Genomic DNA, 17,369 nt, shown 5'->3' on the forward strand with positions numbered 1-17,369 from the left:
GTCATGCCCGTCACTTGGGTTTCACGAAACGCAATGTCATGCGATCCGATTCGCCGATCGCTGCGTATTTCGCCCGATCGACGTCGTGACCTTCATACGTGGGCGGCAGCGACCACACGCCGTGCGGATAATTTTTCGTGTCGCGCGGATTGCTGTTCACCTCGCTTTGGCCAGCCAATTCGAAGCCTGCCGCGCGCGCGTGTTCGATGACATAGGCTTCGGTCACATAGCCGCTGTCGATGGTTTGTTGCAGGGAGGTGCCCGGCGCCGCGCGATGTTCCTCGACACCGAGGATGCCGCCCGGTTTAAGTGCCGCGTAGAAGGCGCGCAGGTTCGCGTCGATCTGGCCGTCCTTGATCCAGTTGTGGATATTGCGGAAGGTCAACACCTCGTCGACGCTGCCATCGGCCGGAAAGCCACTGAACTGGCCCGCTCGCAGCGAGCCGACCATCACATTGCCGTAGACAGCCGGTGTGGCCGCCAGCTTACGCGCGAATGACGCCCGGCCAGCCTGCTCCTCCGCCGCCGGCGCAGCGTCCGGGCTGTCGTATTGCGCCTCGTAGAGCGTGCCGTGGTCATGCAAATAGGGCGCGAGTATTTCCGTGTACCAGCCACCACCGGGCGCGATCTCCAGCACAGTCTGCGACGACGCCACGCCGAAGAATTGCAGCGTTTCCTTCGGATGGCGGTAGACATCGCGTGCGCGATTCTTGTCGCTGCGCTGCGGCCCGGAAATTGCGGCATCGAGCGAGGCAGAATCAGCTGCCGTGGGTGAGGTCGACGCCGTCGGGGCGGCGCAGGCCGCCAGCAGCAGCGCCGTGCTCAGTGCCGCGAACGTGGAGCGCAGCGCGCGGGCTTGGAAAGTGGGGTGGGTGTTCATGGCACCCATTATCGGGCGCGATCCGCCTGGAAAGAAATCGCCAATCGGCATAACGATATGCGCCCGCGGTATTTGCTGTGTCCGGTGGCTTTTGCCAGTTCACGATGTGTGCCCGTTCGGCTATTTGCGGCGGCCGGCCAGATTTAGACGAATCCGACAGACGGAGTGACGCGTATAAATGATGTGATCAGGGTCTGCCGCGGGCGCTGGCTCGCCTATATTTGAACCGCGGACATGATCGCCTTTCATTTCACTTTGCCGGAGGCCGGTATGAAACGAACATCGAGGACGTCAAGGGTAGTGGGGGTCTTGCTGTGCGCGGCCGCGTGCGGCGGCGCCGCGCAAGCTGGCGCACAGGGCCTGAGCGCGCAGGACGACATCAACGCGCCGCAGAACAGTACGCGTGTGATGCCGAACGCGGCGCGCGGCAGCGAATATCCGACGCACGGCAACCAGCAGGCTGGCGAGTTGAACCTGAATCCGACCGATCCGCGCGCGCAACTGGTCAACGGTTTGCCGAACAACACCCAGGCGGGCGGCTACGGTTCGCCGCTCGCCGGCGTGCGTACCTACGTGCAGCCGCAAATGCCCGCGAACTAAGCGGTCGCATGGGCGACGGTCGATCGTGCTGCATCGCGCGCGGACAGCGGCGCATCCCGGCACGGACCATGGTGTTTCCGTTTTGGGCCTTGGTTAAGGCTTTTAGGCTCCGGCGTGATCACCGGACCACCCGGCCACCGGACCACCCGGCCACCGGACCACCCGGCCACCGGACCACCCGGCCACCGGACCACCCGGCCACCGGACCACACGGCCACCGGACCACCCGGCCACCGGACCACCCGGCCGCCGGACCACCCGACCACCGGACCACCGGACCACCGGACCACCGGACCACCGGACCACCGGACCACCGGACCACCGGACCACCGGACCACCGGACCACCGGACCACCCGACCACCCGACCACCCGGCGACCGGATCGCCAGTTCCACGTCTGGCTCAGATGCCGAACACAATCCGCAACGTATCGTTTTGCACGATCACAGAGACGCCGATGATCAGCAGGATCAGCGGCAGCAACGCGGTACCGTAGCGCCGGATCGGCGCGCCCAGCAACGGATGCTCCACCAGCCACACCGCGCCCGCGCACCAGAGGCCGATCATGACGACGAACACCAGCGAGATGAACAGGCCCTCGCTGTGCGAATGACTCGCGTACAAGGGCACGTAGACCGCGAGATTGTCCGAACCATTGGCGACCGCCACGCACGCGACTGTCCACCATGACGAGCCTGCTCTGGCCCTAGTCGGCGTAGCCAATGTACTCGTGTGCGCCACGGCCTGCGCCTCGTTTTCCTGATCTGCGTTACTTGGGCGGAAGCGCGTCCACGCTTTGCTCAGACCCACGCCGATCGGCAAGATACCGAGCAGACCGACATAGCCGGCGGGTAAGTGCGTCAACAATGCGGCGAGCAGAATCGCCCCCACGATCAGGGCCAGCGAACCTGCATACTGCCCGCCGATCACGCGACGCCGCTTGCCGCCCGCTTCCGCAAGGAAGGCGAGCAGCACGAAGAGGTTGTCGATATTGGTGGCCGCGTAAGCCGCGACGGCGAGCAGGGCAAGGCTGAACATGCGGGAAAGCCGGTCAATGCACGGTAGGAAAAGGATCTGCACCCATGAAGCAGGTCCAGCCGAAGAGTCGGCCGCGCGCCGGAGGCATGGCGGCCGGTCAACACGATGCCGATGCAAGGCGTCGCGGTCAAGCCGTCTCTTTGTCTTGCGCGATGTGCGCGTCCTGCGGTTCAGCACGTTCGCGTGTGGCGCCGCGCCGCGCAGTCCTGTGCCTGCGCCGTCCCCGTGGCTGGCGCGATGCCGATCCATCAGCCCGTAAGCTACAATTGCCGACGGCTTGAAAAACGGAACATCAATGAAGATTCGGATTCTCTCTATCGCCTGCGTCACGATCGCTGCCACGCTGTTGGCGGCGTGCACGGCCGTCTACAAGAACTCGGATGCATGCGAGCAGTTGATGCGAAGCAAGCTGGCAGAAATTTCGCCGGATACGCTGAAGATCGCTCATACGGGTGCTGGTATCGACGGCTCGCGGGTGGTCGTCGAAGGATCGATCGAGCATGTGATGACGGCTTCGGAGGTGGCAGCCGCCTCGGCGGCATCCGCGGCCGCTTCCGCCGCGAAACTGGCGAATGCGCCTCGCGCGGCTTCCGGCGTGCGCGCGGCGTCCGCGGTGTCGGTGGCTTCCGCGGCTTCGGACGCTGAGGCCGCCTCCGGCGTGACGGCTGGCGTGGCTTCGGGGGCTACGGCCGCTTCGGCGAGCCTCGCTGCGTCGGGGGCCGACGCAGCCTCGCTCAAACCGGCCAAGCCGAAGAAGACCACCACGGCGGCTGCCGCCGAGTGCACGTTCCACGGCTCGGCGCTGAGCGTATTCAGCTGGTTGGCGCCGGCAAAGCTCGCCACGCCGGCCGATAAAGCCAGCGAAGCTACCGAGTAGCAATTTTCATTTGTGCCTGTCGCCGCGGGCTAGCGCCCCCGGAGCACCTCACGCCGTGCTCAACGAACACAGCATGATCCGGTCAGCGCAAGACGAATCTCAAGCCGCCCCGTTCCCGTGGCGGCTTTTGTTTTCGTGCATCAGTTCAAGTACGCTTTCGCCGAACGCCTGCGGCCGCCCTTCGAAGCAGCGCTGCACCGCCTGCGTATCAATCAGGCGCTGCCGCAGCGCCGTGCGTTCGTCGTGCTGGTCGATCATGCGCACAGCCGCAGTGATGTAAGCCTCGACGCTGTCCGTGGTGGTCCACGACGGCATGCCGACGCGCTCGAACAGCGCGCCGTCGATCCGCTCGAACACTTCCGGCCCGCGTTTGCATACGCCGGGCAAGCCGAGCGTCAATGCATCGACGATACCGTTGGTGTTGCCGAACGGAAACGGGCTGAGGAACAGGTCGGATTGATTGACGCGCGCCAGATATGCGGCGTAGTCATGAAAGTCGTGAACGACGGCGCCCGGCAACGCTCGCGCGATGACGTCACGCAAACGGTCGAACGGCAGACCTGACGGCACACCGCTCATGAAGTGAAACTCAACGGATGTCGCGGCACGCTCGCCGATTGCGCGGCATGCATCGAGAAAACCGGGATTGAGTTTCATCGCGCTGGCGGTGATGACGATTTGCAGCGTTTCGCGCGCCGGCGGAATCTGCGCGACGATGTCCGGCAGCGCGACGGACGGGCGGTACGGTTGCCCGTCTTTCGGCAGCTTCATCAGTCGTTCGCTGAAGCAGGCCGGGTCGCCGACATAATCCTCTTCGACGCTGATGTAGTCGATCCTGTCCGAATGCGTGGTGGCGGGATGGCCGAGCGCCGCGACCTGCAGCGGCGCGATGCGCAAGTTGGACATAAACACCGTCAGCACGAACATGCCGACGCTCGGCATGTACAACACGTCCGGCTGCTCGGCCTCGGCAAAGTCGCGAATCGTCTTCAGGCACTCGCCGATGTAGTCCGGCTGATCCAGTTCGATGAAGCGGTCGAAGCTGTTCCGCCCCACCTCGTCGACGGCGTAACCGAAGCCGAAGCCCACCACTTCGAAATGTTCGCGCGCGGCTTCGAGCGTACGCGAATGCGTGCGGTAGATCGAATGGGCGCCGCTGAACCACTCCAGCACGACCACCATCAAGGGTTTTTTGCCGCGCCGCGGTTTGCCTTTGGCAGGCGTGCGCTTCGGCGCGGGCAGGTCGGTCAGGCCGAGCTGCGCGAGCTTGCGGCGCACCAGCACATTGATGTCCTGCTTGATCGCATGCCGCCGCGGCGTATCGGCATAGCTGCAGAACATATAGGCGTTGTGCAGCACGGCCGAGGGCAGATCGTCGAGGTCGTCGATCTGCTGCAGCTTGCCGGGCAGCCACTCCAGCAGCGCCTCGCGCTTCAGATGCGCGTTTGGCGAGCCCTTGAAGACCGGTGCCAGCAGAACGAGGGCGAGACAGGCCGCGATGGTTTTGTCGTACGCCCAGAGCGCCGCGAAGTCGAGTTCCAGTTCGGACTCGGTCGAATAGAGCACGCATAACTTCTCAATGAAGCTGTCTCCCGGGAGGAACTGCGCATCTGCCGGGCCGCGGGGATTCAGATAGCGGGCGACATGGTCCGCATTGCCTGACGCCGTGGCCGAGAACAGCACGCCGATCCATTCATGCAGCGTGAGAAACAGTCTGAAGCACTCGGTGGGCGGCCGGAAATCCGGGTCGGCGAACAACGTTGACACGGCGCTCGTCAGGCGTGTGCAGAAACGCTGGCGTTGCTCTTTGGCAGGCAGGCCGGTCATGCCCGAAGCCTGGAAACTTGCGTCCAGCTCGCCGCGCGTTTGGTGGAGGAGTGCGAGTGCGGCGATGAGCTGGACCGAGGCCTGAGCATGCTGTTGCGTATAAACAAGTTGCTCGAAATGGTCGAGCGAAAAGGTGACTTCCATCGTTTGACTATTGTTAGATATGCAGGACTAACGATATTGAGATGACGCTAGCCGGAAACGACGATTATTGCAGTCAGGGTGTATCAAATAAGCCTGGGATGAGAATTTGGGAATTTTCCGCGCGGGAAAATCCGATCGGCCTGTAGGATTTATTCTGTTTCGGCGCAGGAGTTTGATACTCGATAGGGGAGTCTGCTCAGGCGCTCAATCGAACCCGCCCTACGCCGCTGTCTGCGCAAGGCGGATCCTCGACATTGCGCACTCAGAACGCGTAATACGGACCCGGCCCGGCCGAGGTCGCGCGCGACGCGATTGCCGTGTAGACACGCCGTCCGAAAAAGAACGGCAGGCCCCAGCCGAAGCCATTGCTGGCAATCCCAGCCAGATTGTTGAACGCGTTATTGGACGACGCGAACAACGTGCGCGAATTGCCGATCGCAAACGACACCGTATTCGTCGCGCCATCGGTACCTACGATCGAGGCGCTTGCTGTTTGCGTCGAGCTCGGGCAGTACCAGTAACCGCATTGCGGCAACTGACTGTTGTTGAAGAAGAGCGCGTTCGAGCCGCTGTCGACATAGCTTTGCGCGTACGTCTGACCGGCGCTGTTGGTGACCACATAGCCCGTCTGCGTATTGGCCTTGACCACGCTCGCGCCGCTGAGCGTGTTGTTCGCCTGGGTGCCGATGCCGAAGATCAGCGAGCCTGACACGCTGGCCGCGCCTGCGTCGGCGATTGCCGGCAGGTCGATTACCACGCCGTTGTTGTCCAGCGCGAAGCGGCTGACTGGATTGGTCACCTGTTGCGCAAGCGCTTGCGTACTCGCGAGGCAGGCGCCACTGGCGTCGCAGCTGTAATACCAGCGGGGCAGAGCGGTATTGACGCAACCGCTGCCGCAGTCGGCTGCGAACAGGCCGACGCCGAGAATGCCGTTGGCGCGCAGGGTCGCGACGGTCAGCATCGACGGGCCGGAGCCGGCGCAGTCGGTGGGCACACTGGGCAGCATGGGGTCGGCGATCAACTGGATGGGAATCGAGGCGGCCAGTTGGCCGGCCATCCGCACGTCCGCGTTACGCACCGCCCCCCACGCATACCCGCCGCCGAATACCGCGCACTCGCCAGTCACGCCGCTGCCTGAACTCACCGCCGCGAGCGAGAGGCTGGCCGGCAGCGCGGACGCGAGAATCCGCAGGCCGTGCGAGCCGGTGTCGACCTGAATATTGTCGATCGTCGCGCAATTGCTGGTGCCGGGCTGGCAGACGGTGACGCTGGTCGTCAGCATGTTGCGCGTCAGACCCGGCGCGGTGCTGACCGCAATCGGCTGGACGTTCGCGGTAGTCGATTGCGGTACCGAAGTGCCCGTGCTGGAGACGTCGCCCGCAGATGGCGCGCTGGCGCCTGACGGGCTCGCGGCGCTCGGACTGCTGGCCGCTCCTGCCTGTGAGGAGGCGGCTGTGCTGCCGCTGCTGCCGCCGCCGCAACCGGCGAGTGCCGCGCAGACGAGGAGCATGGCATAGAGACGAGGGGAGGGCTTCATGATGATGTCGGCAATCGGATCGTCGAGGCGTTTTCTTGATAGCGTGCGCACGGTGCCAGCGGAAATTCAGCGAAAATCGCCGGCCGTGACGCCGGGTGGCAAGGTCGCTGGCAGCCACGCGCGTCCTACGTAGCCGCGCATTGGGCCGCCGGATTCCACAATCACGTCCGAGCGGACCACCCGCGAGGCGTGCAGATTGCCGTCTGGCGCGGACGCGGCGGCGCCCGTCCGGTAGGAGTCGGCGTACTTTCCCAGCAACGCGCGCAGATCCGGCATGGTCGGGCCCTGCCACGTGTAAGCGATGATCTGACCGGTATTCGTCGCGTACTCATTAATGGTTGTGTTGCCCGCATCGGTCAGCGTGCGCAGGCGTAGGGCGCCGTTCAGCAGGGTTTGGGGTGCCGCAGCTGTCGAATCAGCCTGACCAGGCATCGTGCCGCCCAATTCGGCATGCGCTTCGGGACTGGCACACAGCAGGGCAGCCACCATCGCTGGGGCGGCAAGGGCCGGTGAAAAACAAGGATTTGGCATGGCAACCTGTCTCGCTATTGGAACGCTCAAGCTTTATTGAGATGTCCAATTCAAGATAACACTCAGGTTTCCTGATCGTTGTCAGGAGCGGCGCGCGGCGCTTCAGCTAATCTCGAAAATTGCGTATGACGAGGGCGGAAAGTGTCTTTTAAAACAATGATCTGACAATCAGATAGGGCATGTCCGACGGGCGTTTGGGAAACGTTGTGAATTGTTAAATTTGCTGATGAGGGAGATGATTGTTGCCGTGAAGCGGGGCGCTCTTTCTGCAACGGGAAGCTGCGCGCTGCACAGCGATTCAAGGGTGCCCAAGCCCTTCGCCGCGGTGCGTGTTTTGCCGGCGGCGGCCTGCTCAATTCATGGGCAAACCCCGGTTTTTGCACACGACTCGCCGGGATCGGTAAAATGTTGGGTTGATCCACGGAAACTTGCCGTGGCGTAGCGGAAGGATTCCCCGAACATGACTGATCTTCGTCTTACCAAGCGGTTTGCAGTAATGCTGATGGCAGGCGGTCTGGTCGCCGGCTGCGGCACCTCGTCGCCGACCAAAATCGACTACAAAAGCGACTCGAAATCGAAGCAAGTGTCACTTGCCGTACCGCCGAACATGATCGATGAGACGTCCGATCAGCGTTCGTTGCCCCCGCAAGGTGGCGAAACCTCGCTGTCCACGCTCAAGCAGGTCCAGGCGCAGGCACCGGCCACTAACACCCTGACGGTGGTGCCGCCGGTGAACGGCATGCACATCCAGCGCGACGGTACGGAAAGCTGGCTCGTGATCGACAACAAGGCGCCCGACCAGGCATGGGCGCAAATCCGCCGTTTCTGGCAGGAACAGGGCTTCCTGCTGGTGGTCGACCAGCGCGACAAGGGCGTGATGGAAACGGACTGGAATGAAACGCACGCGCAGATCAACGACGGCCTGATCCGCAACACGCTATCCAAGGCCATGGGCAACAGCTATGTGAGTTCTGAGCGCAACAAGTACCGCACGCGTCTCGAAACGGCGCCGAACGGCGGCACCTATGTGTTCATCAGCCAGAAGGGCATGCGTGAGGCGATCACCGGCACTAACAACGATTCGACCACGTGGGAAGCCAAGCCGAACGACCCGGGTCTCGAACAGGAATACCTGAAGCGGCTGATGGCAGCGCTGGCGCTGGCGGATTCGCGCACGAAACCGGCCGATACGCAAAGTGCCGATCTCTCGCCGGCGGGTGCGCAAACGGCGCCGAACGCGGCCACGGCGGGTGCGAAGTCTGCGGCTGCGGCCACGGCGGCGCAAAACGTCGCGCTGTCGGCGCAACCGCCGATGCCGGATGAGTCGGCGAACAGCACGTCGGCACAGCTCTCGTCCACCGAACTGACGCTTGGCGAGCCGTATGACCGTGCGTGGCTGCGCGTGGGCCTCGCGCTCGACCGCAGCAACTTCACCGTCGACGATCGCGATGCGAGCCGCGGTTTGTACTTCGTGCGCTACGTCGATCCGAAGGATCTGACGTCGGCGGAGCAGGGCTTCTGGAGCCAGGTGTTCCACGGCAAGAAGGAAAAGGTCGCCAAGCAGTATCTCGTGAACGTCCGCGCGGTGACACCTGACCAGACCCGTGTGGCCGTGGTCGACGATAAGGGCGCGATCGATCAGACCCCGCAGGCCAAGCAGATCATGAGTCTGATGGTCGACCAGTTGCACTGAAGGAAGCTGTAGCAAGCACAGGCAGTGAGCGCTGTCTGAAAACCCGCCCGGCATGCAGCCGGGCGGGTTTTTTTATGTCCACGTTTCATCCTTCGCGCCGCAAGCCGTTAGTTCGGCCTCATAGCGCGCACGTGTTTTGCTTGCTGTCTGAAACACCGGTATGAACCGGCGCTCAACGGGAGATGGCTATGTTCGACGTAATTCCTTACTGGATGTGGGCGGCGAGCTTACTCGCCCTGGCGCTCATATGCGGTGCAGCCCTGGCGCCGCGCGAGACGCGGCGGCCAACGGGTCTGCGAGTCAGACATACGGCTTCGCAACGCACGAAATGACCGGCGCCTTGATGTTTGATTCGCTTCAAACGCATGAAGCGGAATCACGCGGCCGCCGCTGTGCGGCCGCATGTAACGTGACGTTACCCCGGTGACGTAACTCTCAAAACCCCTTCCGCCAATCCTGTCGATATCCTTTCTTCGCAAAAAATGACAATAACAATCAATAGCTTGCGAGCAAATTATAGAGAAATCTGATAACTGGCACGCAAGCTGCTTTTAAAGACTCATGGGGCCGGATTCGTAACATCCGACGTGAGTTTGCGGCGAGTGTTCAATCAGCGATTCCCAGACCATTTCAGCATCGGCGAACGAACCGGTGCTTAGCCTGATGATGGCCTGCGCGCGTTGGCGCGCGGCCTCGGTGGCCCCGTCGCCTATCCTCGTAGGGCGACGGTTTCGCCCGCACTCCAACGGAGTGCGGGCTATTTTTTTGGATACTCAGGATGGGTTGCCAGCCGTGATTTCAGGTATCGGCGCGGCGCGGTCCGACCCAGGGCAGGCGTTTGATCACGCCGGTGGCAAGCGCGGTGCCGACGAGAATCACGCCGCAGCCTTCCAGCATGCCCGGCGACACGGTTTCGCCAAGAAACAACGCACCCCACAGAATGCCGAAGATCGGAATCACGAAGGTCACCGTAATCGCGCGTGCCGGCCCGACCACCGCGATCAGATGGAAGAACAGCATATAAGCCACGCCGGTACACGCAACACCCAGCGCGACGACCGCACCCCACGCGTGCAGCGAGATCGGCGCGGCCGGCCAGTAGATTGCGGCGAGCGGCAGCAGCACGATGGTGGCGCCGGTCATCGTGCCGGTCGCGACGGTCAACGCATCGACGCCGGTCAGGTGGCGCTTCGTGTAATTGGCCGCTATGCCATACAGCAGCGTGGCACCGAGCGCGGCGGCGGCCGCGAGCGCGGTGCTCAGCGGCGTGGCGGCCGAGCCGTTCGGTGCGGCGATCTGATCCCACACCAGCATCAGGACGCCGAGGAAGCCGATCACGAGACCGACCGTGCGCAGCGCGCTCAGGCGGTCGCGCAACCACAGGAAGCCGACGAGTGCGCCCCACAGCGGCGTGGTCGCATTGATCACCGATGTCACGCCCGCCGACAGCGTCAGCTCGGCATACGCGAACAGGCAGAACGGCGCCGCCGAATTCAGAATGCCGACCACCAGCAGCGGAAAGGCGCGCGTGCGCAGGATCGTTGCGGACTGGCGCAACGGCCGCCGCGCGATCAGCACGATTGCGAGGAAGACCGCGCCGATGCCGACGCGCAACGCCATCAGCGGCGCGACGCCGAAGTCGGCTACACCGACGCGGATAAACAGAAACGAGGCGCCCCATAAGGCGGCGAGGATCAGCAACTGCAGCAGGTTTTTGGCATTCATTGTCGTGGCGCCGCGCGCGGTTGAGTCGAGACGCATGCGCATCGTAGCAGCGCGATCGCGCGAAACGTTTCAGGCTGGAGTGAAACGGCAAGATTCGGGAGATGAAGGACATCTGATAGTTGTCATCGTAAGCGTAGCCGAGTTGGCTGCAAAACGAGCAATTCTCACGCTGATGTGAGAAAAATTGCGATGAGATTGAGGTGATGAAGATGCAGCGGCAGGCCTGGCGGGGTGGGTGCCTGTAGAGCGTGAATTATTTTGCGGCAGCGCACTAGCCTGGCGACTTTGACAGCAGTACCCAGCAGCACCATCGACATGAGCAGCAGCGACAGCCCATGCATGCCTCATGCGGGTCGAATTGATTGCGTCAAAAAAGCGGGCGCGCCCGAAAGAGCGCGCCCGCCGATCCACTCATGCATATGTCAGCTAACTGAACCGGTCCATCGCGCGAGCCGCCGCTTCGAGGAATTAGCAACGGCACGCAGCTACGTCGACAAGCGAGGTTCGCCTCAGTGCGGAATCATCCCTTGCAGGAAGTTTTGCTGCACCCACACCAGCACGCCGAGGATCACCGTCAACAGAATCGAATGCTTGAAGGTCTTGGCGAACACCACACCTTCCTTGCCTTTGAGTTCCGTCGTCGCCACGCCGGTCGAGATGTTTTGCGGCGAGATCATCTTGCCCATCACGCCGCCCGACGAATTGGTGGCCGCCATCAGGATCGGGTTCAGGTTCAACTGGTTGGCCGCCACAACCTGCAGGTTGCCGAATAGCGCGTTGCCGGACGTGTCGCTGCCGGACAGGAACACCGCGATCCAGCCGAGGAACGCCGACACCAGCGGAAAGAACGGTCCGACCGATGCGACACCCAGCCCGAGCGTATAGGTGAGTCCCGAGTAGTTCATCAGATACGCGAGGCCGACGATGGTCGCCACCGTCAGAATGGCGATGCGCGTCTGGACCCACGTGTCGGCGATGGCCTTGCCGAATTCGCGCGGGCCGAGGCCCACCACGAATGATGTGATGATGGCTGCCACCAGAATCGCCGTGCCGGTTGCAAGCGGCTGGAAGTCCCATATCGCGGCGTACGGCGTGTGGTACAGCGTGATGAACACGGCCTTGTCCAGCCCCGGCCACGGCACCTTGACGTCGCCGATCAGGAAGATCTTCGCGATGGTCCAGACGATCACCACCACCGAGACGATGATCCACGGATACCATCCCTGGGCGCCGCCGATCTTGCCGCGCACCTCGCCGACGCGATCGATGTTCACCGCGAACTTTGGATCGGCGGCGGGTTTCCAGACGCGCAGGAACGCGATGGTGAGGATCAGCGACACCATCGACGACAACACGTCGGTCAGGCTGTAGTTCACGTAGTTCGATGCGACGAACTGCGTCAGCGCGAAACTCGCACCCGACACCAGCAGCACCGGCCACACGCGCAGCATGTTGCGAAAGCCTGCATACACGCCGATCACATAGAACGGCAGCAGAAAGGCGAAGAACGGCAACTGGCGGCCGACCATCTTGGCGAGCGAATCGGCCGGCAGATGCGTGACCGCACCGAGCACCGTGATCGGCACGCCGAGCGCGCCGAACGCGACCGGCGCGGTGTTGAAGATCAGTGTGAAGGTGAGCGCTTCGAGGGTGGGGAAGCCGAGCAGGATCAGCAGCGAGCTGGTGATCGCGACCGGTGTGCCGAAGCCGGAAATCCCTTCAAGCAACGCGCCGAACGAAAAGCCGATCACGACCAGCACGACGCGGCGGTCGTTCGGCAGGTTATCGATCATCCACATGCGGAAGGCCGCGAAGCGGCCCGAGCGCTGCGAGATGTTGTAGAGCAGGATCGCGGTGAACACGATCCACATCACCGGCCAGCAGGCGAACACCGCGCCGTTCGCTACCGATGCGGCCGCGAGTCCGACCGGGAACTGCCACACAAAAATGGCTATGATCAGGCCGACGATCAGACCCGCGAGTGAGGCCTGCCAGGCTGGCCGGCGGGCCCAGCCGAGCAATAGCAGGACGACGATGATCGGCAACGCGGCAACCAGGAAAGACGGCAATAGCGAATTGCCGACCGGAGTGAGTAGTTGGTGAAACATCACGTCTCCTTCGTTGTTGTTTGAATCGACGCGGGACTACGCACTGCGGGGCGCGTCGCTCTGGCAGGACGGATGGGCGTCGGCGGCGCGTCGAAGACGTGCCGGGTCGCTTATTTAAACGAATACTGCGTGCGGCTTTCCCAAGCATAGAGCCCGGTTGGGGCGCGTCAAGAAGGGAAAGTACGGGCGACGCAGAGAAGGGGGCGCCGTGTCTTGCCTGCCGGGATCGTCGCGGCGGGATGCGCGTGAGATCAATCTGGCGCGGCATGGCGCGTGCTGGCGAGCATGCCGATTTCGGGCGACACGAGGTGCGCACGTTGTGCGGCCCAAGTCCGTCCAGTGCCCTGGCATCTGCGGGCACGGGACGTTCAAAGCAGGTCTGCGAGATTTAGCTGTGAGACTCAGTGCCAGTGACCGTGGCCACCCCATCCGCCATGGCCTCCCCCCCAATAGCCGCCGAAACCGACGCCGATCGAGACCGATGGCCCGTACCAGCCCGGGTAGCCATAGTAGGCCGGATAAGCGGGGTACGGCGGATAGTAGGCGGGATAGGCAGGATAGGGCGGCGCCACATAGACGGGCGGGACGGCTGCAACCGTATAAGCGGGCGGCGGGGGCGGGTTCTGCTGAGCGTCCTGTGCTCGCTGCGCTGAAGATTGCTGCTGCGCCTGCTGTGCCGCCTGCGGATCGGGCGGCCCGACCTGCACGTCCTGTTGAGCTGCGCCTGCCGGGACCGTGGCGTAATACGGATAGTAGCCGCCCGGATAGTAACCGTAGGGGTAATAGCAGCCTGACAACATCAGCACGCAGACTGCGCCGGTGAGCGCAAGGCCAGTTTGTGAAATACGTGGAAAGCGACGCGGCAGCCGCTGGCTGATCGCGCTAAACGTGTTGATGACGCGGGACTTCATGACGCGCTCCTGTTTGAATCGGACGCCGCCATCCGGGGCGTAATGACTTGAGCTTACGCCCCCGTCGCGCCGGCAGGATTGCAAAACCGTAACGGCTTATTTCACGTCATTGCAAAGCATTTTGCGAAGCAACCGGCGCGACGCCCAGGTCGCCTTCGTCGCGTGCACACATGCTCGTCAGTGCGGGCATCTTCGTTGTTGACAGTTGAAACGGTTGCCCGCCCCGCGCGGAAACGCAAAAGCCCGCCAGTGGCGGGCTTCGGTGCTGCAATGCAGTGATATACGAGGCTCGAACGGCGGGCGCGTACTCATGCGCCCGCGATCCAAGCCTTACTGCCGCTGATAAATCTCAGCGCCCTTCTTCATGAACTCGATCGACTTCACTTCCATGCCTTTCTTCAGCGCGTCGTCGTCGGAGAGGCCTTGTTGCGCGGCGAATTCGCGCACGTCCTGGGTGATCTTCATCGAGCAGAAGTGCGGGCCGCACATCGAACAGAAGTGCGCGACCTTGGCCGAATCCTTCGGCAGGGTTTCGTCGTGGAATTCGCGTGCCTTGTCCGGATCGAGACCGAGATTGAACTGGTCTTCCCAACGGAATTCGAAACGCGCCTTCGACAACGCGTTATCACGTACCTGCGCGCCCGGATGGCCCTTCGCCAGGTCGGCGGCGTGCGCGGCGAGCTTGTAGGTGATGATGCCGGTCTTGACGTCGTCCTTATTCGGAAGCCCAAGGTGTTCCTTCGGCGTGACGTAGCAGAGCATCGCCGTGCCGAACCAGCCGATCATCGCAGCGCCAATGCCCGAGGTGATGTGGTCGTAGCCCGGAGCGATATCGGTGGTCAACGGTCCCAGCGTGTAGAACGGCGCTTCGTCACACCATTCCAGTTGCAGGTCCATGTTTTCCTTGATCAACTGCATCGGCACGTGGCCGGGGCCTTCGATCATGGTCTGCACGTCGTGCTTCCACGCGATCTGCGTGAGTTCGCCGAGCGTCTTCAGTTCGCCGAGTTGCGCTTCGTCGTTCGCATCGTAGATCGAGCCGGGACGCAGGCCGTCGCCGAGCGAGAAGGCCACGTCATACGCCTTCATGATTTCGCAGATGTCTTCGAAGTGCTCGTACAGGAAGCTTTCCTTGTGGTGAGCCAGGCACCACTTCGCCATGATCGAGCCGCCGCGCGACACGATGCCCGTCATGCGCTTGGCCGTCAGCGGCACGTATTGCAGACGCACGCCCGCGTGAATCGTGAAGTAGTCGACGCCTTGTTCGGCCTGTTCGATCAGCGTGTCGCGGAAGATCTCCCACGTCAGGTCTTCAGCCTTGCCGTTGACCTTTTCGAGCGCCTGATAGATCGGCACCGTGCCGATCGGCACCGGGCTATTGCGGATGATCCACTCACGCGTTTCGTGAATGTGCTTGCCGGTGGACAGATCCATCACCGTGTCGCCGCCCCAGCGGATCGCCCACGTCATCTTGTCGACTTCTTCGCCGATGGAGGAGGTCACCGCCGAGTTGCCGATGTTCGCATTCACCTTCACGAGGAAGTTACGGCCGATGATCATCGGCTCGCTTTCCGGGTGGTTGATGTTGTTCGGGATGATCGCGCGGCCGCGGGCGACTTCTTCGCGCACGAATTCCGCCGTGATTTCCTTCAGGCCGTCGGGACCGAATGCGCTCGCGCCGAACGCCTGGCCCGGGTGCTGGCGGCCCATCATCGCGGCGAGCTTTTCGCCGTTCGGACCGCTTGTCTTCAGGCTTTCCAGATACGCGGCACGTTGCTGGTTCTCGCGAATCGCGATGTATTCCATTTCCGGCGTGATGATGCCTTTACGCGCGTAGTGCATCTGCGACACGTTCTTGCCGGCGATTGCGCGGCGCGGTGTGCGGTGCAGGCCCTGGAAGCGCAGCTCGGCGGTAGCGGTATCGGCGGCGCGTTCGCGGCTGAAGTCGCTCGACAGACCCGTCAGCGCTTCGGTGTCGCCACGCTCTTCGATCCAGGCTTGACGCAGCGCGGGCAGCCCTGCGCGGATGTCGATTTTGGCTTCCGGATCGGAGTAGGGGCCCGAGGTGTCGTAGACGAAGACCGGCGGATTCTTCTCGCCGCCGAAGCTATCCGGCGTGTCGGCCTGGGAGATTTCGCGCATCGGCACTCGAATATCGGGACGCGAGCCGGTCACGTAGACCTTGCGGGAATTCGGCAGCGGCGCGACAGCGGCGGCATCGACGTGGGCGTCGGCGGAAAGGAACTTCGGATTGGCGTTCATGCGGATCTCCATGCAAAGCAATGTGGGGCCGCTAAGCAGGAGACGAGATGGAAGTTGTCGGAAATCGCGAGAGATGAAACGGTAGACCAGGTGCGAAATCCGTACGCTTCCCTGCGCTGGCATTATCCAGATCAGGTTCAAAGGGTATTTCTCACCCACGCAACACGGACCTCCTACCTCCGTGCGACGCAGGACCCCCGCGTTAGCAGCGCACACGATACACCGCCCGGGCGTTGCTTGGCAACCCGTCTTGAAAAAGTCAGATGTCGGAGATAACGCCGGTCAGCCACGCACTATTCTTATTGTGATAGGGCTGCCGGGGATGCTGCGGCGCAGCAGTTCTGCGTCGCGAATACGCTTTGCTTACAGTGTGAAATCGTCCGCGGCTTCAGGCTGGAACAGGATTTTTTCGAGCTTCAGCACTTTCTCCGTCCCGCTCGGCGGCGTGAAGCGGATGCGTTCGCCGCGCTTGGCGCCGAGCAGCGCAAGGCCGACCGGCGAAAACACGTTCAGGCGGCCCTGCGCGAAATCCGCATTGGGCGGATAGACAACCGTCCAGGTCATCTGCTCGCCGCTGGTTTCGTCGACCAGCGTGGCTTGCGAGTTCATCGTGACGATGTTCGCGGGGATGTCGCGCGATTCGACGATCACGGCGCGTTCGAGGACGTCGTCGAGCATGTCCTGCAATTTGGCGTCGGCGCCGGGCGCGGCCGCGTGCTTTTCAAGACGGGCGACGTCGAGTTCGGTGAGGTAACAGGTTTTCGTCTTTTTCATGACGGGTTCTCCAATTCGATCTGCATGTAAGGGGACAGCGTGCGGATGAGATCGGCCCGGAGCCCGACGACGCGGCCCCGGCAATGGAGGGGGAGCTGCGTCAGATCGGGCGCCGGGCGGCGAGAAGCGGGAGCGTTCGGAACGGCTGGCCGGCGTGAGGCGCTGATACGTCCGCGCGCGCGCAACCGGTTGCGCGGCGGGGGCGCAAGCGGGTGAGGGCACGGGAGAACGGAAAGCGCATCGGGTAGCCGGCAGAGAGCGAAAGGTATTTGGGTGAGCGCCGGCAAGAAAGCTTAATCGGCGCAATCGAAAGGTGAATGTTAGCACGGGCCCGGGCGTCTCTTTAATCGTTGCCGGGAGATGCCGTGTGCACGCGGTGCGGCGTGTCTATGTCGCACAGGGTCATTCAAGGCCGCCGCGGCGCTGCCGTTAATCCGCGTGTAGAGGCGGCCGTTTCCCAGT

Annotated in this window: 13 protein-coding genes and 1 riboswitch; of the genes, 3 read left to right on the top strand and 10 right to left on the bottom strand. The window is 62.9% G+C overall.

Annotated features, from left to right (window positions below):
* Positions 1–10 precede the first annotated feature (10 nt).
* Entirely contained in the window at positions 11–889 is an 879-nt protein-coding gene (locus HHL24_RS23930; protein WP_169487840.1) for a class I SAM-dependent methyltransferase, read from the bottom strand.
* A gap of 261 nt (positions 890–1,150) precedes the next feature.
* Here HHL24_RS23930 and HHL24_RS23935 point away from each other — a divergent pair, with 261 nt between their 5' ends.
* Positions 1,151–1,480: a hypothetical protein gene (locus HHL24_RS23935; protein ID WP_169487841.1), complete on the top strand. Its 330-nt coding sequence runs from the start codon at positions 1,151–1,153 to the stop codon at positions 1,478–1,480.
* 402 nt (positions 1,481–1,882) lie between these two features.
* Here HHL24_RS23935 and HHL24_RS23940 read toward each other — a convergent pair whose 3' ends face one another.
* Positions 1,883–2,518, bottom strand: a complete 636-nt coding sequence (locus tag HHL24_RS23940; RefSeq protein WP_169487842.1) for a cadmium resistance transporter — start codon at positions 2,516–2,518, stop codon at positions 1,883–1,885.
* A gap of 295 nt (positions 2,519–2,813) precedes the next feature.
* Here HHL24_RS23940 and HHL24_RS23945 point away from each other — a divergent pair, with 295 nt between their 5' ends.
* Positions 2,814–3,395, top strand: coding sequence for a hypothetical protein (locus HHL24_RS23945; protein WP_169487843.1), 582 nt, complete (start codon positions 2,814–2,816; stop codon positions 3,393–3,395).
* A gap of 99 nt (positions 3,396–3,494) precedes the next feature.
* Here the strand turns inward: HHL24_RS23945 and HHL24_RS23950 are convergent, their stop codons facing one another.
* From HHL24_RS23950 to HHL24_RS23960, 3 genes are all read right to left on the bottom strand, one after another.
* Complete coding sequence (locus HHL24_RS23950; RefSeq protein WP_169487844.1) at positions 3,495–5,366, bottom strand: glycosyl transferase family 1; 1,872 nt, start codon at positions 5,364–5,366, stop codon at positions 3,495–3,497.
* Between the two features lie 262 nt (positions 5,367–5,628).
* The gene (locus HHL24_RS23955) at positions 5,629–6,903 is read right to left on the bottom strand and encodes a DUF3443 domain-containing protein (RefSeq protein WP_169487845.1); all 1,275 of its coding nucleotides are present in this window, start codon (positions 6,901–6,903) and stop codon (positions 5,629–5,631) included.
* Between the two features lie 66 nt (positions 6,904–6,969).
* Positions 6,970–7,434, bottom strand: a complete 465-nt coding sequence (locus tag HHL24_RS23960; protein WP_169487846.1) for a DUF2844 domain-containing protein — start codon at positions 7,432–7,434, stop codon at positions 6,970–6,972.
* Positions 7,435–7,894: 460 nt separating this feature from the next.
* Between HHL24_RS23960 and bamC the strand changes: the two genes are divergently transcribed.
* Positions 7,895–9,127, top strand: coding sequence for an outer membrane protein assembly factor BamC (gene bamC / locus HHL24_RS23965; RefSeq protein ID WP_169487847.1), 1,233 nt, complete (start codon positions 7,895–7,897; stop codon positions 9,125–9,127).
* 798 nt (positions 9,128–9,925) lie between these two features.
* Here bamC and HHL24_RS23970 read toward each other — a convergent pair.
* From HHL24_RS23970 to HHL24_RS23990, 5 genes are all read right to left on the bottom strand, one after another.
* Entirely contained in the window at positions 9,926–10,852 is a 927-nt protein-coding gene (locus HHL24_RS23970) for a DMT family transporter (RefSeq protein WP_169487848.1), read from the bottom strand.
* A gap of 509 nt (positions 10,853–11,361) precedes the next feature.
* Positions 11,362–12,960, bottom strand: a complete 1,599-nt coding sequence (locus HHL24_RS23975; protein WP_169487849.1) for an L-lactate permease — start codon at positions 12,958–12,960, stop codon at positions 11,362–11,364.
* Positions 12,961–13,361: 401 nt separating this feature from the next.
* The gene (locus HHL24_RS23980) at positions 13,362–13,871 is read right to left on the bottom strand and encodes a hypothetical protein (protein WP_169487850.1); all 510 of its coding nucleotides are present in this window, start codon (positions 13,869–13,871) and stop codon (positions 13,362–13,364) included.
* A 330-nt stretch (positions 13,872–14,201) separates the two neighbouring features.
* Positions 14,202–16,133, bottom strand: a complete 1,932-nt coding sequence (gene thiC / locus HHL24_RS23985; protein ID WP_169487851.1) for a phosphomethylpyrimidine synthase ThiC — start codon at positions 16,131–16,133, stop codon at positions 14,202–14,204.
* A gap of 90 nt (positions 16,134–16,223) precedes the next feature.
* Positions 16,224–16,342: riboswitch (TPP riboswitch) on the bottom strand.
* 154 nt (positions 16,343–16,496) lie between these two features.
* Positions 16,497–16,907, bottom strand: a complete 411-nt coding sequence (locus tag HHL24_RS23990) for a GreA/GreB family elongation factor (RefSeq protein WP_169487852.1) — start codon at positions 16,905–16,907, stop codon at positions 16,497–16,499.
* Positions 16,908–17,369: the final 462 nt, after the last annotated feature.

Origin of the sequence: Paraburkholderia polaris (genome assembly GCF_012927345.1) — a bacterium.
GTDB lineage: Bacteria > Pseudomonadota > Gammaproteobacteria > Burkholderiales > Burkholderiaceae > Paraburkholderia > Paraburkholderia polaris.